Source organism: Blautia sp. HCP3S3_G3 (assembly GCF_052063365.1).
GTDB lineage: Bacteria > Bacillota > Clostridia > Lachnospirales > Lachnospiraceae > Blautia_A.
The window spans coordinates 1-16,158 of the sequence record NZ_JBQHXR010000009.1; the positions used below are offsets into that span (position 1 = coordinate 1).

Below are 16,158 nucleotides of genomic sequence, written 5' to 3' on the forward strand. Positions count from 1 at the left end.
CCTTAGATATCTCTATTATACAGTAAGTAAACCATTTAGGCATGTATTTACTACAAAATCTATGAACTTTTCAAGGTACTATGGCAGGGCTTTTGACCCCAACATCATAATAATATGAGAATTATTCGATTTCAAGAATAACCTGTCGAAAAGTTAAGATTTACAAACGATATTTTATTTGATACAATTTTTATAAAGCAAATTTCTATAAATCTAAAATGTTCGAAGGGTCTTTTTCGAACATCAATCTTATTTATTCATCACATACAGAACAACATTTCTGTTTCTTTTGGAAAATTCTTGCTTTATTCCCGAAGATCAGCAGGAGTTTTCGTTAGGATCCTCCTGCATCAGGAAGTTAAATAGGAAAGGGAGGAATGTGATTGGAACATGCAGCAGAGAAGCCGGAAGTATTGCAATGGCATCCGGCGTTTTATGCGGGTTTACAGATTGAACTGGAGGAAGACAGGGAAAATCTGATCTTTGAAAATGAACATCAGCTTAGTACGAAGCCCATGGAAATCGATGTGCTGGTGGTAAAGAAGGAAAAAGACCTGCCGGTCAGGAAGAATATCGGTCAGATATTCAGGATGTATAATATCATAGAGTATAAAAGCCCATCGGATTATCTGATAGATTACTCGGATGCGGAAGAACTGATCCGGGAATATGGAAAACATAAAAACGAACAGTTGTATGCATCGGTGCTGGATATCATAGTACGCGCAAACAAAAAGAAATTTGAAGAGGTGAAAGTAATGTGTGACGCGCTGAAGGAATTGATGATGGAAGACATGAAGAAAGAACTGGATGCTGCCATGCAGACCGGAATTGAACAAGGAATTGAACGTGGAATTGAACAAGGAATTGAACGTGGAATTGAGCAGGGAATTGAGCGTGGAATTGAACAGGGAATCGAACGTGGAATTCAGAGTACACTGAGAGAATCCATTCTTGATTTCCTATCTGATTTTGGAGAAGTTCCGGAAGACATCCTCTCTGCCGTAGAAAATGAGAAAGATGTGATACTTTTGAAAAGATATAATAAAAAAGCGGCTTCCGTGGAATCCATAGAAGAGTTCAGGATTCTTTTACGGCAGTGCATTGTGTAATGTTGATCATCTAAACGGAAATGCACGTTCAGTTAAATGATGGCGATTGTCAAAACGTACCTTCCACTGGGAAGCAGGCTTATACTTGCTAATTTGTACTATCTGTGGTAGCATAACTGGAGTGTATTTGAAAATTCATTTCCGCCATCTGGATGCCCAAATTTGCGGGAAACAATTTTCAAACCCACTCGAAAATATTCTGAGATAAGATATTTTGGGATTTTGAACTTTACGTCAATGAGAGGAGTATATGAAAATATGTGCGGAATAGTTGGTTTTACAGGAACTCATCAGGCAGCGCCGATTTTGCTTGATGGTCTGTCTAAGTTGGAATATCGCGGCTATGATTCTGCCGGACTGGCAGTTCGTGATGGCGAGAAACCGGCAGAGGTGGTGAAGGCGAAGGGACGTCTGACAAATCTTATCGAAAAAACAGATGATGGAAATGCATTGATCGGTACCTGCGGTATCGGTCATACGAGATGGGCAACTCATGGAGAACCCAGTGTGACCAATGCACATCCGCATGTTTCCGGTAACTGTGTTGGTTCCGGTTCTGGTGAGGTGGAAGCAGAAGTTGTTGGTGTTCATAACGGGATCATCGAAAATTATCAGGAATTAAAAGAGAAACTGCTGAAGCATGGCTACATGTTTTACAGTCAGACTGATACAGAGGTTGTAATCAAGCTGGTTGATTATTATTACAAGAAATATAAGCTTGGACCGATTGATGCAATTGCCAAGACCATGGTGCGTGTGCGCGGTTCTTATGCATTGGAACTGATGTTTACGGACTATCCGGGAGAAATCTGGGTGGCTCGTAAAGACAGTCCGATGATCATTGGTGTTACGGATGGGGAAACTTATGTTGCTTCTGACGTACCGGCTATCCTGAAATATACACGGAATGTATATTATATTGGCAATCTGGAGTTTGCGAAGCTTACTCCCGGAGAAGCTCATTTTTATAATCTGGATGGTGATGAAGTCGAGAAGACAACCACTGAAATCAAATGGGATGCGGAAGCAGCGGAAAAAGCCGGATTTGAGCATTTTATGATGAAAGAGATCCATGAGCAGCCCAAAGCTGTGTCAGACACTCTGAATTCGCTGATAAAAGAAGAAAAAATTGATCTGAGTGCGGTTGGTCTGACAGACGATGAAATCCGGGAAATCGAGCAGATTTATATAGTGGCTTGCGGATCTGCATGGCATGTAGGGATGGAAGTGCAGTATGTCATAGAAGATCTGGCAGAGATTCCTGTTCGGGTGGAACTGGCATCGGAGTTCCGATATAGAAAAACTCCATTGAATAAACATGCACTGGCGATTGTGATCAGCCAGTCCGGAGAGACTGCCGATACGCTTGCGGCACTTCGTCTTGCAAAGGAGAAAGAGATTAAGACGCTTGCGGTTGTCAATGTGGTGGGAAGTTCCATTGCAAGAGAGGCGGATTATGTACTTTATACACTGGCAGGTCCTGAAATTTCTGTTGCAACGACTAAGGCGTACAGTGCACAGCTTGCAGCAGTTGACTGTCTGGCAGTACATCTGGCTTATGTGTGTGGTGCAATTACGGAGGAACAGTACAGAAATTATATTTCAGAACTGCTGACTCTTCCGGATAAGATTAAGCGGATACTGGAGGATAAAGAACGCATTCAGTGGTTTGCTGCGAAATATGCGAATTCTCAAGATGTATTTTTTATCGGACGTGGCATTGATTATGCTGTTGGCCTGGAGGGAAGCCTGAAACTGAAAGAAATCTCATATGTTCACAGTGAAGCTTATGCGGCAGGAGAACTGAAGCACGGGACGATCAGTCTGATTGAAGACGGAACACTGGTGATCGGTGTTCTGACACAGAGTGAATTGTACGAAAAAACCATTAGTAATATGGTAGAGTGCAAGAGCCGTGGTGCCTACCTGATGGGGCTGACTACGTTTGGAAAATATGAAACAGAAGATCACGCCGATTTTACCGTGTATGTTCCGAAGGTAGATGAACATTTTGTAGGAAGTCTGGCTATCGTACCGCTGCAGTTATTAGGCTATTATGTGAGTGTTGCCAAAGGCCTGGATGTGGATAAACCGAGAAATCTTGCGAAAAGCGTGACCGTAGAGTAGAAGTAAACATAGAGAAAGATAGTAAACATAGAGAAAGATAGTGCCTCAAACCATGATGCAGATGGTATGACTGAGATTCTGATGCCATTTGCCATGTCATGTTTTGAGGCACTTTCCCATATCTGGCGTTTCACTCAAACTTGTCATTTGTGCCGGTGCATGTTAGAATGAGAACAACAGGCAGAACGCCGGTTAAGCAGAGTGTTATGCAAACAAAAAGAGACAAGTTCATGGTTGAGAAGCTGAAATTATAATGACAGAGTGTATGAATAATTAACAGGGAGGCATTTATGGCAAGAACAGTAGGGATAGGTATTCAGGATTTTGAAAAAATGATTACAAATGAATGCTTCTATGTGGATAAAACTGATTTTATCCGTGAGTGGTGGGAAAGTAAGGATGACGTGACTTTGATTACACGTCCGCGCCGTTTTGGAAAAACATTGAACATGAGTATGATGGAGAAGTTTTTTTCTCTGGATTATGCAGGCAGAGGTGAGTTGTTTGAGGGTCTTTCCATATGGGAAAATGAAAAGTATCGAATACTGCAGGGAACCTATCCGGTGCTCAGTCTTTCTTTTGCAAATATAAAAGAGAATAATTATCAGGATGCCAGAAAGAAGATTTGTCAGTTATTGGCGGAATTATACACAGATCATGAGTTTTTGCTGGATAGTGAAGCTCTGGGAGAAGGTGATAAAGAATTTTTCCGAAGAATCACCGTAGAAATGGATGACGTGGATGCTGCCATGGCAATCCATTATATGTCGAAATTTCTGTATTTACATTATGGAAAAAAAGTGATTATTCTTCTGGATGAGTACGATACACCGATGCAGGAGGCATATGTTGGTGGATTCTGGTCAGAGATGGTATCTTTTATAAGAAATATGTTTAATGCGGCTTTTAAGACAAATCCATGGCTGGAACGGGGAATCATGACAGGGATAACACGGGTTAGTAAGGAGTCGATATTTTCTGATCTGAATAATCTGGAAGTGGTAACGACTACCTCTGACAAATACGCCACAGTTTTTGGATTTACAGAAGAGGAAGTATTTCATGCATTAGATGAGTGCAATATGAGTGCAGAAAAAGAACAAGTAAAACTCTGGTATGATGGTTTTATTTTTGGCAGTCATAAAGACATCTACAATCCATGGTCCATATTGAATGTTTTGGATAAGAAAAAATATCAGACTTATTGGGCGAATACCAGTTCAAACGGTCTGGTGGGGAAATTAATCCGTGAAGGCAGAAGGAGCATCAAGGAAAAATTTGAAGATCTCTTAAATGGAAAAAACCTGGTGTCCTCTATAGATGAGCAGATTGTTTATAATCAACTGAATGGAAATGAAAAAGCAATCTGGAGTTTGCTGCTGGCCAGTGGTTATTTGAAAGTTCTTTCGTATGAGAGTTACAGGGATATACCGGAGGGAGCAGAACCCAAATACGAGCTTGCACTTACGAATCTGGAAGTAAAGATGATGTTCCAGAATATGGTGAGAGACTGGTTTTCGCCGGCGGCAGAGGACTATAATGATTTTGTGAAAGCAATGCTGGTGGATGATGTAGATGCGATGAATGAGTATATGAATCAGGTGGTACTCAGTACATTCAGTTGTTTTGATACAGGAAATGGACGAATCGAAAACGAACCGGAAAGATTTTATCATGGATTTGTTCTGGGACTGATGGTAGATCTGCAAAACAGATTTATCATAACGTCAAATCGTGAAAGCGGTTTTGGACGGTATGATGTTATGCTGGAACCGAGAAATCCCAGAGAAGATAATGCCATTATTCTGGAATTTAAAGCTTTTAATAAAAGAAGAGAGAATTGTCTGGAGGATACCGTACAGGCAGCTCTGGAGCAGATTGGAAAGAAGCAGTATGCTGCTCAGCTAATTGCAAGAGGAATCGATCAGGAACGAATTCGAGAATATGGATTTGCTTTTAAGGGTAAGACTGTTCTGATAGAAAAAGCAGCAGGAGAGTAATAATGCAAAAATTGCGCGAATTTGAGTCTGAGGAAAGAACGTGAAGCTATGAAGATGAAGGCAAATTATCATACACACACCTGGCGCTGTATGCATGCGCAGGGGGATGAACGGGAATATGTGGAAAGAGCAATTGAAGGCGGGCTGAAGATTCTGGGATTTTCGGATCATACGCCGATGCCGTATCCGGGCGAATACCGGAGTCCTTCCAAAATGCGTCTGGATCAGCTGGAAGGTTATGTAAATACTGTTCTTGGATTGAAGGATGAATACAAAAACGACATCGAGATCCATCTGGGCCTGGAGGTGGAGTATTATCCGGCTTATTTTGAGGAGATGCTGGAGATTACCGGGCAGTATCCGATTGAGTATTTTCTTTTGGGACAGCATTTTCTTGGGAATGAAGTGAATGACTGCGCTTCTCCGGAGGCCACGGACGATCCTGTTCGTCTGGAGCGGTACTGCAGGCAGACAATCGAAGCTCTTGAGACCGGATGCTTTACTTATTTTGCGCATCCGGATATTCTGCATTTTACCGGTGACAGGGAAGTTTTCCGGAAATGGAACTACTGGCTTTGCTGCCGCGCGAAGGAACTGGAGATTCCTCTTGAGGTGAATTTCCTTGGAATCTGGGACCACCGGTTTTATCCGAATCCGGAATTCTGGAAAATTGCCGGAGAAGTGGGAAACACTGTAGTATTTGGTGCGGATGCCCACCTTCCCGAAAAAGTCTGGAATCCGCAGGCCCTTGCGGTTGCGGAGAAAATTGCGTCGGACAATCATCTGACAGTTGCAGAAACTGTGAAATTCAGGAATCCGCAGGAATATAGAGGTGGAAAGCAACTTTCAAACACGCGTTAGCTCCATGCATATTCCTGCGGATTCCCAGTACATTGCAAACGATGCATAGAGCGTTTTATCCGTTACATTTGATATGCATCCGATTTCGCTTTGCGGCATTTTCGCAGCATTTTCTTCATAAGAATAAATAACACCCATCTGCGGAGGCCGTGATATGTCGGAAGAAGGACAAAAACAGCGGGGAAGGCCGGATATGACTCTTCTTGTACTGGTTCTCGTGCTGGCGGTATTCGGGCTGGTGATTATGTTCAGCGCCAGCTCTTATAACGGTCGGGTGAGATTTCATGATTTTGCATATTATTTTAAAAAACAGTTTTTTGCAACCGCATTGGGACTGGCGGCAATGTATGTGGTGGCCGGAATGGATTATCATTTTTTTACAGCTCTTGCGCCTCTGGCATATTTGCTTTCAATGGCATTATCCACGGCAGTCCTTTTTGTGGGACAGGAAATTAATGGATCCAAACGGTGGCTGAATCTGGGACCGCTTTCCTTTCAGCCGTCAGAATTTGCAAAAGTAGCGGTAATCCTTTTTCTGGCATGGCAGATTGACCGTACAGAAAAAAGAACCGCAGGCTTATGGTTTATGTGCAGGACCATGCTGACACTTCTTCCGATCGTTGGCCTGGTGGGATCCAATAATCTGAGTACAGCAATCATTATTCTGGGAATCGGTGTAATCCTGATTTTTGTTTCAAATCCAAAATATCTGCAGTTTATTGGTCTTGGAGGGGCGGGCATTGCGTTTGTGGCAGTATTTCTTGCGGCGGAAAGTTACCGCCTTGAGCGCCTTGCCATATGGAGAAATCCGGAAAAATATGAAAAAGGTTTTCAGACGATCCAGGGGCTTTATGCGATTGGAAGCGGAGGGCTTTTTGGAAGAGGTCTGGGGAGCAGCCTGCAGAAACTGGGATTTGTGCCGGAAGCTCAAAATGATATGATTTTTTCGATTATCTGTGAAGAGCTGGGACTTGCGGGAGCGTCTGCGCTGATTCTGCTATTTGTTCTGCTGCTTTGGCGGCTATGCGTGATTGCGACCCACAGCAGAGATCTTCAGGGAACGCTGATCTGCGGGGGGATTATGGGACATATGGCGATTCAGGTGATTCTGAATATTGCGGTTGTGACCAATACGATTCCCAATACGGGGATCACGCTTCCGTTTGTCAGTTACGGCGGAACATCAGTCGTGTTTCTTCTGGCGGAAATGGGGTTGGCTTTGAGCGTGAGCAGTCACGGGAAAGTCCGGGCAGCATACAATAATGGTAAGAGGCCCTTTAGGAGTGAGAAACTTGGATGAGATTCGAATCTCAGGAGGAAAGCCGCTTTATGGGACAGTAAAGGTGCAGGGATCCAAAAATGCAGCGCTTCCCATGATGGCGGCTTCGCTGCTTTACAAAGGAGTCAGTATACTTAAGGGCTGTCCGAAAATTGCAGATGTATTTTGTATGGAGGAAATTCTTCGGGAACTGGGTGCATCGACATGGTGGGAGGATCACGATTTATACATGGACTGCACGCATGCGGACGGGACGGAAATTCCCTGCGGTTATACCGGAAAAATGCGTTCCTCCGTGATATTTCTGGCTGCTCTTCTGGGACGGAGCGGCAAAGGGCAGATGGGGTATCCGGGAGGGTGCGTGATCGGACAGCGTCCGATTGATCTGCATTTGTATGCGCTCAGGAGTCTTGGGGCAGTGATCGAAGAAAGCCCTTTTTTTATTTCTGCGAAATGTGATCGGCTGTCCGGAAATGAAATCTGTTTTACAAAAAGAAGTGTTGGAGCAACGGAACAGGCAATTCTTGGTGCGGTGCTTGCCAGAGGGGAGACCAGTATCAGGAACTGTGCCAGGGAACCGGAAATTGTCTGGCTTTGCCGCTATCTGCGAAGAATGGGAGCGATTATTCAGGGAGAAGGAGAGGACTGTATCTGTATCCGGGGCGTGGAAGAGTTACATGGCGGTGTGATGCAGGTTCCTCCGGACCGGATCGTAGCAGGAACATATCTTTGTGCATGTGCTGCCACACGTGGGAAAATAAGTCTGAAAAATCCGCCTGTGGGGGAATTGGATGCATTCCTGGAAGTATATCGCAAAATGGGTGGACAATATAAAGTAAAGAGTGGTAAACTAGTAGCTGACGGAACAGGAGTGAATCGTGCTGTTCCGTTTTTGAAGACAGAAGTTTATCCGGGATTTCCCACGGATCTGCAGTCACCTTTGATGGCAGTGCTTGCGGCGGTTCCGGGAGAAAGCCATATCAGGGAACAGATTTTTGAAGACCGTTTTAAGGCTGCGGAGGAACTGAACCGTATGGGAGCAGAGATTGCGGTTGTCGGGCGGGATGCCCGGATCTGCGGAAGGAAGGGGCTTCGAGGCTGTACGGTCTGCGCGGAGGAACTGCGGGGCGGAGCTGCTCTTGTGATTGCCGGTCTGGCTGCGCAGGGGGAAACGATTGTCAGAGGCTGTTCCTATATCAGCCGCGGGTATGAGCATATCTGCGAAGATTTATCTCTGATGGGAGCGGATATCGTACTGATATAACACATGCATGATAGGGCATTTTATTTTATCCTTTTATCGCGGGTTATATCAGAGGATGATTCATAAATAACAACAACAGGAATGGAGTTTATGACGAAACAACATAAAAAACTGCAATGGAAAAATAGCATCAGTACATGGAAATTGATTGGAATATGTCTGGCAGCAGTTCTTCTGGCAGGAGGTATTTTCTTTTTTTCATACTTCAAAGTATCAAATGTGGAAGTAATGGGCAGCAGTTATTATTCCGAGAGTGAAGTGCGTGATATGATTCTTCAGGGGCCGCTGGCAGGAAATACGGTGCTGGCCCCTATTTTCTGTTCTACGGATGATACGGGAGATATTCCCTTTGTGGAAGGCTTTCGTGTGAAACAGATGAATCATAACACGATTGTGATCAGTGTCAAAGAAAAAAAGCCGGTGGGATGCATTCCTTATCTGGACAGTTATGTTTATTTTGACAGGAACGGAGTCTTTATTGAGAGTTCACGGGACCGGATGGAGAAAGTTCCATATTTTCAGGGGATTCAGGTGGACAAGGTTGTCAAAAATGAAAAACTTCCTATAAAAGGAACGCCGGTGCTGGAAACTGCGGTAGCTCTTTCCACGATCTTTCAGAAGAATGACCTGCTTCCAGAGTATATAGAATTTGATGAAAACTATCAGATTTCCATGATTTATGGAGATATTACGATCAAACTCGGGGAAAACACACAGCTGGAGAATAAAATGGCAAGGGTATTTGCTATTCTGCCTCTGATTACGGGCAAAAAGGGAATTCTCCATGTGGAGAGTAGTGATGAGAATTCGAAGCCGACTTTTGAAATGGAAAAAGAAGAAGTCACGGCAGAAAACTGGACAGGCGGGTATGATGAAAACGGGGATTATACCGGCGATGGCGAATACGATGAAAATGGGAAATATGTCGGTCCGAAACCAATGACAGAACTGGACTATGCACTGGAAAACTGGGTAGGCGGCTATGATGAAGAAGGAGATTACACAGGCTGGGGCGAATACGATGAGTATCTGAATTATGTGGGATCTGCTCCGACCCAGGAGGAACTGGATGCCAACGGAGACTGGCACGGCGGGTATAATGAGTACGGTGGATATAACAAGACCGGAGAATATGACCGCGAGGGAAATTATGTCGGACCGAAACCGGACAGTTCTTCAGGCAACGGAAACTATGATGACAGTTCATCGGATGATGGAAATTATGATGACGGTTATTATGACGACGGAAGTTATGATGAAGGTTATTATGGCGACAGCTATTATGCCGATGAGAGTTACGACGATGGTTATTATGGGTATGAATAAAACATTGACGAATCGTACATCGTAAATGAAATAACGGATCCATCTGACTGATTTATTTTCCGATGTACCAGAACGTGTTTGAAAATGCATTCCCGTCATTTGCATTCCCCGCTTTGTGTGAAAGCAATTTTCAAACACACTCTGGAACGAGCTCCTTTTGTGAGAAGCTCTTGACAGGAATTTCAGAGGATTCCCGTGCTGCCATCCTCTGGAAATGGCGAAAATTCTTGAAAAAAGTATAAAAAAACAAAAATAGTGGTTGATTAATTTACAAAAAAAATATATGATATATCTATATGTAGCTTGATATTCATATTAGCATAAATATTTTTTCGATATCAGGAGAATTAAAGGAGGAAGTACATTGTTAGAGATTATGACAAATGAGGCTGAGTCATCTGCGAAGATTATTGTCATTGGCGTAGGTGGAGCCGGAAATAATGCAGTAAACAGAATGGTGGAAGAAACCATCGGCGGAGTGGAGTTTGTAGGTGTCAACACTGATAAGCAGGCTTTGACTCTGTGCAAAGCTCCGACAGTACTTCAGATTGGAGAAAAGATTACCAAGGGCCTTGGTGCCGGAGCACAGCCGGAAGTTGGTCAGAAGGCCGCTGAGGAGAGCATAGAAGAAGTAAAACAGTTAATGGAAGGTGCAGATATGGTATTCGTTACCTGTGGTATGGGCGGCGGAACCGGAACAGGTGCAGCACCTGTGATTGCAGCAGCAGCGAAAGAGATGGGTATCCTGACAGTCGGAGTTGTTACCAAACCTTTCCGTTTTGAAGCGAAGACCCGTATGAACAATGCCCTCGCCGGAATCGAAAATCTGAAGAAATCAGTAGATACACTGATCGTTATCCCGAATGATAAGTTACTGGAAATCGTTGATCGCCGTACTACCATGCCGGAAGCACTTCGCAAGGCTGACGAAGTTCTCCAGCAGGCAGTTCAGGGTATCACAGACCTGATTAATCTGCCGGCACTGATCAACCTTGACTTTGCAGATGTACAGACCGTTATGACAGACAAGGGAATCGCTCATATCGGTATCGGTGAAGCAAGAGGCGATGATAAGGCTATGGAAGCAGTACAGCAGGCGGTATCTTCTCCGCTTCTGGAGACTACCATCAAGGGTGCGACTCACGTTATTATCAATATTTCCGGAGACATTTCCCTTATGGATGCCAACGATGCAGCAAGCTATGTTCAGGAACTTACCGGAGAAGACGCAAATATCATCTTTGGTGCTATGTATGATGATTCTGTTGCTGATTACGCAAGAATCACTGTTATTGCAACTGGTCTGAGCGATGCAGCACAGCCGGCCGGTGCATTTGGCGCAAGAAGCAGTTCCTCTCCGTTTGCAGCGAAGAGACAGACCGCATCTGCACCGCAGAGCAGCACGGTAAACATGAACATGCCAAGCTTCAGTCTTCCGAATATGAACAGCACTTATACTAAGATGCCGTCCAGCACTGTTCAGAAGAAAGATATCCAGATTCCGGATTTCCTCAGAAACAGATAAGAAGAACGATAGATGCCCGGATGCTCTGCTGAGGGGAACTGAGATATGAAGCAGCAGAGGAGAAGTGAAGAATAATAAGATAATCAGCAGCGTAGAAGAGACTGCCGATAGAATAAAGAGAGAACAATGTAAGAAAATCCCTTTTGTACTGTGTATTCCTATACAGTACAAAAGGGATTTTTTTGTTTTTATATTACAGGAAAGTGCTTCGCATTTTCCTGTAATATAAAAAATATTGTGAGTGATTCTATGTCCTTCAGTGCATTTGCCTGACAATGAACAAGATTGGAAAAAACAGTCGATTTTCGAACATACGGGTTGGGTTTAGCTGTTTTCCCTGGTAAGGTCCTTCACGGAATTGCGCTTGTGAAAGATGACATCAACGATGGTTCTGGAAGGAAAATCCGAATAATCCCCGTGGATCCTGCGCAGAAGAATTTCGGAGGCTTTTTCTCCGATTTCCTTCAGATTCTGCGACACGCAGGTAAGGGAGGGGTTCATAACCTTAAACAGCGGATCATCGTCAAAGCACACCAGAGATACGCTTTCCGGAACTGGCTTTGTCAGTGCATAAGCAGCAGAAAGACCGCCGATACCTACCGTATAGTTGGTGAAGAAAATAGCAGTAGGCGGATGAGGGGAACTCATGACCTGTCGGAAACGCTGTTTGCCGCGCTCGGTAACGGTCTGGGAGTCATTGAACGGGATGGCAGGATACGGAGTCAGAAAAGAGGACGTGTCATATCCATTTTCTTTGTATACATCCATAAAGCCGCGGATTCGTTCTTCCAGAGTATAGGAATTAATAGAGCGCTCTACTATGGCAATATTGGTATGCCCGTTTTCCAGCAGGTGACGGGCAAGGAAAGCACCTCCGCCGTAATTGTCAGAAGTGATGCAGTCTGCGGGATGTTCGGAAAAATTAGATGGAATGGAATCCAGTATGACAACGGGAATTCCTGCCTCCTGTATCAATTGATAGTAATCGTCAGCATTGTTATGGGGAAGCATAATAACACCATCAGGATTTTGGGAGATGAGATCCTGAATGACCTTGATTTCCTTGCCCGGATTAAAGGAATAGGAACAGGTAATGACGGTGTAATTGTGCTGTATAAAATAATGTGTAACGGAATTGATCAGGGAAGCCCAGAAATAGGTGCCAAGATCCGTAAGGAGGATTGCGATTGTGTGGGTTTTCTTGGTACGGAGAATCTGTGCGGAACGGTTTGGACGGTAATCCAGACGCCGGATGGTTTCTTCAATCAGAACACGGTTTTCTTCCAGTATTTTCTTGTGATTCAGATATTTGGAGATGGTTGCCGTGGAAAGACCGGTCTCGCGGGCAATATCTTTGATCGTAATATTCATGGGGATTCCTCTTCCTGCAGATAAAACAAATGCGATATATCTGCTCATGAAATGAATCTGCCGGTATAATTTGCCGGGATAAAATCTGAATTTATCTTATCATGATTTGACGGAATCTACAAGTTGGGAAATCCATAATTGTTAAGAATGTTGGGGATTAGTATAACCCACAATAAATACCTCACCGAAACATATGGTTATTTATAGGGGGTTATACTGGTTATGTTTACCGGAAAATATATTGCTCATGGAGAAAATAAAGGAAACCATTGTCTCCATTAGTTGCTTTTGAGAAAAAGGTTGGGTATAATGAGAGAAAGAAATGAGAGGAAAGCAGATGCGATATGGGAGTAACGATTAAGGATGTTGCAAAGGAAGCAGACGTTGCAATTTCCACGGTTTCTAAATATTTAAATGGCGGAAGTGTACGAAGTGAAAATAAAAAAGCGATTGAAGCTGCGATTCGCAAGCTGAATTATTCGCCTAATAATGTTGCAAGAGGACTGCGTACATCCAGGACATACCGTGTGGGCCTCGTGACAGGATCCGGAGACAATCCCCACATGGCGACGCTTCTGGATGAGATTGAACGCCAGTTATGGAAAGATGGGTATTCTCTGACGTATCTGAATACAGAATGCTGTGATGAAAATACAGTAAGGGAATATATCGATTTTGTTGCAGAAACCGGTGTGGATGGGATTATTGTTACGGCATCCGGGAATTCCAGGGATTGCCTGCAGCGTGCCAGAGAATGCGGGATTCCTGTGGTGATCATGGAAGAGTGTTATACGGATGTCCCAACGGACTGTGTGCAGGTGGACTGCGCAGGAGGAGCCTATCAGGCAGTGGAATATCTGGTCAATGCGGGTCATCACAGAATTGCGGCAATTTGCGGTCCTGAATCCTATGTAACAGCTTCTGAGAGATATAGGGGATATCTCAGAGTGATGGAGGATTATGAAATTCCCGTTCGCGAAGAATATCTGGTAAATGGCAGATTTAAATATGACGGAGGCTATGAATGTATCAAAAAAATCTGGGAACTTCCTGAGAGACCGACGGCTGTATTTATTACGAATTATCTGATGTGTATGGGCGCGATGGAAGCTGTCTGTGAATTGGGAATCCGTGTACCCGAGGAACTTTCCGTTATAGCTTTTGATGATTTTGCTCTCTCGGTTATGGTACGCCCGAAGTTAACTGCTGTGAGGCAGCCGCTGATTGAACTGGCAGATGAAGTATGCAGGATTCTTGTTCGAAGGATCAACGGAGATTATTCGGATTTTCCACGGAAGGTCCGGCTGAAACCCTGTTTTATCGAGCGGGATTCTGTGCGTAGAAGTCTTCCGTAAAGATATAAGAAATAAGAGATGATAAGATGATGATGTAACATTTGAATGATAACGGAAATAAAACGAAAAGCATTGAAGGCAGTTTACGCTTGTCAGTGCTTTTTCTTTTGTGATATGGCAGGCGCAAAAACATACATCTTTTGATGGTTGATCGGAACTTTTGAAGTGATAATTAAGAATAAAATGAAACGTTTAACTTTTGACAAAGAAAAAAATAAACAAAAAATAGTAATAAAAATTGTATAAATGGTAAAAATACATAAAATATAATGAAAAAGGTTGAAAAATAGAAAAGGATGATATAATATAAATCCATAAAAAACGAAACGATTTACTCTCTGAATCATAATGACGAACGGAGTGATACAGAGAAATACAGCTAAGGAGGGAAATGTCATGGCAGACACAAAACAGCAGTGGTACAAAGACGCGAAATATGGTCTGTTTATTCACTGGGGACTTTATTCAATTCTTGCAGGAGAATGGGAAGATCCGAAGACGGGAGAAGTTACCAGAACGGATCGTATTGCTGAGTGGATCGAGAATAATCTGAATATTGACAGAGAAGAATACAGAAAACTGAAAGATAAGTTTCATCCGGATAAATTTGATGCGGATGCATTTGTAAAACGAGCAAAAGAGCAGTGGGGTGTCAAATACATTGTTCTTACCGCGAAACATCATGAAGGATTTGCGATGTATGATTCCAAGGTCAGCAAGTTTAATGTGAAAGATGCTACTGGTAGAGATCTTCTTCGCGAATTGTCTGATGCATGTAAAGAACATGATATCAGAATGGGTATTTACTATTCACAGGCACAGGACTGGGATGATGACAATGCGTACAAAAAAGCATTTGATGATAAAAATGAGTGGAAACCAGAATTCCGTACTTATTTTGAAGAAAAATGTAAACCGCAGGTAAAAGAACTTCTGGAAAACTATGATAACATTTCTCTGATCTGGTTTGATACACCGATGGGAATGTCTGAAGAAGAAGCAGGAGAACTTCGTGATCTGGTGAAGAGCATAAAACCGGATTGTGTGATTAGTGGACGTATCGGTCATCAGAAAGGTGACTATATGACTACTGGTGATAACTTTATTCCGAGACTTCCTTACGCTGGAGACTGGGAAGTGCCTGCTACTGTAAATGATACCTGGGGGTATAACCAATTTGACACCAACTGGAAACAGCCGGATGATATTCTTCATCTTTTATTGAAAATTATAAGCAGAGGTGGGAATTATCTTCTGAATGTGGGACCAATGGCAGATGGAACTGTTCCTGAAGCATGTGTGGATGTTTTAAATAAAGTTGGTGAATATGTAATCAGAAATGCGGAAGCAATCTATGGAACAGAGACTGTAGGAATTTATCCGTATGAAATTCCTGGTCTTGAATTTACCAGAAGACCATACAAACTTTATGTACATGTATTGTCACCGAGAATTCGTATAGAATTGCTGAATGTAGCAAATAAGCTCAAAGGTGCATACCTTGTTGATGCGGATAAAGAACCTGGAACAGAAGAGAGACTGGAATGCTGTACAGCAACTGTATGTGAAGGTTATTCCATGATTGAAGTAACCATTCCGGAAAAACTTCATCAGGCAAAGAATTACTGTGTATGTTTGGAACTGGAAGAAGAAAAACCGATTTTCGAACAGATTACAGACTAATTAACAGTTGCAGTGCCAGAAATTATTTTAGAAAATATAGGATTATATCTGAGAAGCTAAAATATTTTTTGTAATTGAAACAATACAAAAAACAATTAAAAACAATAATAAATGATAAAATATAATAAAAAACAATTGACAAGACACATACAAAATGCTACAATAAATACACTGATACGGCGATGAAATAAGCAAAATGCTTATAACGCTGCAAAGACGGAAACAAAAAACAATAATAAACACAAAACAAGGAGG

General features: G+C 43.0%; 12 protein-coding genes. 10 read left to right on the plus strand and 2 right to left on the minus strand.

Annotated features, from left to right (window positions below):
• The first annotated feature begins 383 nt into the window (after positions 1–383).
• Positions 384–1,112, plus strand: a complete 729-nt coding sequence (locus tag ACTNEW_RS09590) for a hypothetical protein (RefSeq protein WP_441060325.1) — start codon at positions 384–386, stop codon at positions 1,110–1,112.
• An 88-nt stretch (positions 1,113–1,200) separates the two neighbouring features.
• Here the strand turns inward: ACTNEW_RS09590 and ACTNEW_RS09595 are convergent, their stop codons facing one another.
• Positions 1,201–1,287 carry a DUF6783 domain-containing protein gene (locus tag ACTNEW_RS09595; RefSeq protein WP_441060450.1) on the minus strand — a complete coding sequence of 29 codons (87 nt, stop codon included), beginning with the start codon at positions 1,285–1,287 and terminating at the stop codon, positions 1,201–1,203.
• A gap of 83 nt (positions 1,288–1,370) precedes the next feature.
• On the opposite strand from ACTNEW_RS09595, the gene glmS reads away from it, so the two are divergent.
• From glmS to ftsZ, 7 genes are all read left to right on the plus strand, one after another.
• Entirely contained in the window at positions 1,371–3,239 is a 1,869-nt protein-coding gene (gene glmS / locus ACTNEW_RS09600; RefSeq protein WP_441060327.1) for a glutamine--fructose-6-phosphate transaminase (isomerizing), read from the plus strand.
• A 290-nt stretch (positions 3,240–3,529) separates the two neighbouring features.
• Entirely contained in the window at positions 3,530–5,239 is a 1,710-nt protein-coding gene (locus tag ACTNEW_RS09605) for an AAA family ATPase (RefSeq protein ID WP_441060329.1), read from the plus strand.
• A 48-nt stretch (positions 5,240–5,287) separates the two neighbouring features.
• Positions 5,288–6,100, plus strand: a complete 813-nt coding sequence (locus ACTNEW_RS09610) for a histidinol-phosphatase (protein ID WP_441060331.1) — start codon at positions 5,288–5,290, stop codon at positions 6,098–6,100.
• Positions 6,101–6,254: 154 nt separating this feature from the next.
• Complete coding sequence (locus ACTNEW_RS09615; protein ID WP_441060333.1) at positions 6,255–7,400, plus strand: FtsW/RodA/SpoVE family cell cycle protein; 1,146 nt, start codon at positions 6,255–6,257, stop codon at positions 7,398–7,400.
• Entirely contained in the window at positions 7,384–8,643 is a 1,260-nt protein-coding gene (gene murA / locus ACTNEW_RS09620) for a UDP-N-acetylglucosamine 1-carboxyvinyltransferase (RefSeq protein ID WP_441060335.1), read from the plus strand. The genes ACTNEW_RS09615 and murA overlap by 17 nt, the downstream gene beginning before the upstream one ends.
• 90 nt (positions 8,644–8,733) lie before the next feature.
• Positions 8,734–9,969 (plus strand): cell division protein FtsQ/DivIB, encoded by a 1,236-nt coding sequence (locus ACTNEW_RS09625; protein WP_441060337.1) that lies wholly within the window; start codon positions 8,734–8,736, stop codon positions 9,967–9,969.
• Between the two features lie 376 nt (positions 9,970–10,345).
• Positions 10,346–11,494, plus strand: a complete 1,149-nt coding sequence (ftsZ, locus tag ACTNEW_RS09630; protein WP_441060452.1) for a cell division protein FtsZ — start codon at positions 10,346–10,348, stop codon at positions 11,492–11,494.
• 324 nt (positions 11,495–11,818) lie between these two features.
• On the opposite strand, the gene ACTNEW_RS09635 is transcribed toward ftsZ, so the two are convergent.
• Positions 11,819–12,913, minus strand: coding sequence for a LacI family DNA-binding transcriptional regulator (locus ACTNEW_RS09635; RefSeq protein WP_441060339.1), 1,095 nt, complete (start codon positions 12,911–12,913; stop codon positions 11,819–11,821).
• 296 nt (positions 12,914–13,209) lie between these two features.
• Here ACTNEW_RS09635 and ACTNEW_RS09640 point away from each other — a divergent pair, with 296 nt between their 5' ends.
• Positions 13,210–14,220 carry a LacI family DNA-binding transcriptional regulator gene (locus tag ACTNEW_RS09640; RefSeq protein WP_441060341.1) on the plus strand — a complete coding sequence of 337 codons (1,011 nt, stop codon included), beginning with the start codon at positions 13,210–13,212 and terminating at the stop codon, positions 14,218–14,220.
• Positions 14,221–14,568: 348 nt separating this feature from the next.
• The gene (locus ACTNEW_RS09645) at positions 14,569–15,903 is read left to right on the plus strand and encodes an alpha-L-fucosidase (protein ID WP_441060343.1); all 1,335 of its coding nucleotides are present in this window, start codon (positions 14,569–14,571) and stop codon (positions 15,901–15,903) included.
• Positions 15,904–16,158 lie beyond the last annotated feature (255 nt).

Coding starts and splice junctions, on each gene's coding strand:
- ACTNEW_RS09640 (WP_441060341.1), top strand. CDS start 13,210: ATGGGAGTAACGATTAAGGATGTTGCAAAGGAAGCAGACGTTGCAATT.
- ACTNEW_RS09635 (WP_441060339.1), bottom strand. CDS start 12,913: ATGAGCAGATATATCGCATTTGTTTTATCTGCAGGAAGAGGAATCCCC.
- ACTNEW_RS09615 (WP_441060333.1), top strand. CDS start 6,255: ATGTCGGAAGAAGGACAAAAACAGCGGGGAAGGCCGGATATGACTCTT.
- ACTNEW_RS09605 (WP_441060329.1), top strand. CDS start 3,530: ATGGCAAGAACAGTAGGGATAGGTATTCAGGATTTTGAAAAAATGATT.
- ACTNEW_RS09645 (WP_441060343.1), top strand. CDS start 14,569: ATGACGAACGGAGTGATACAGAGAAATACAGCTAAGGAGGGAAATGTC.
- ACTNEW_RS09610 (WP_441060331.1), top strand. CDS start 5,288: ATGAAGATGAAGGCAAATTATCATACACACACCTGGCGCTGTATGCAT.
- ftsZ (WP_441060452.1), top strand. CDS start 10,346: ATGACAAATGAGGCTGAGTCATCTGCGAAGATTATTGTCATTGGCGTA.
- glmS (WP_441060327.1), top strand. CDS start 1,371: ATGTGCGGAATAGTTGGTTTTACAGGAACTCATCAGGCAGCGCCGATT.
- ACTNEW_RS09625 (WP_441060337.1), top strand. CDS start 8,734: ATGACGAAACAACATAAAAAACTGCAATGGAAAAATAGCATCAGTACA.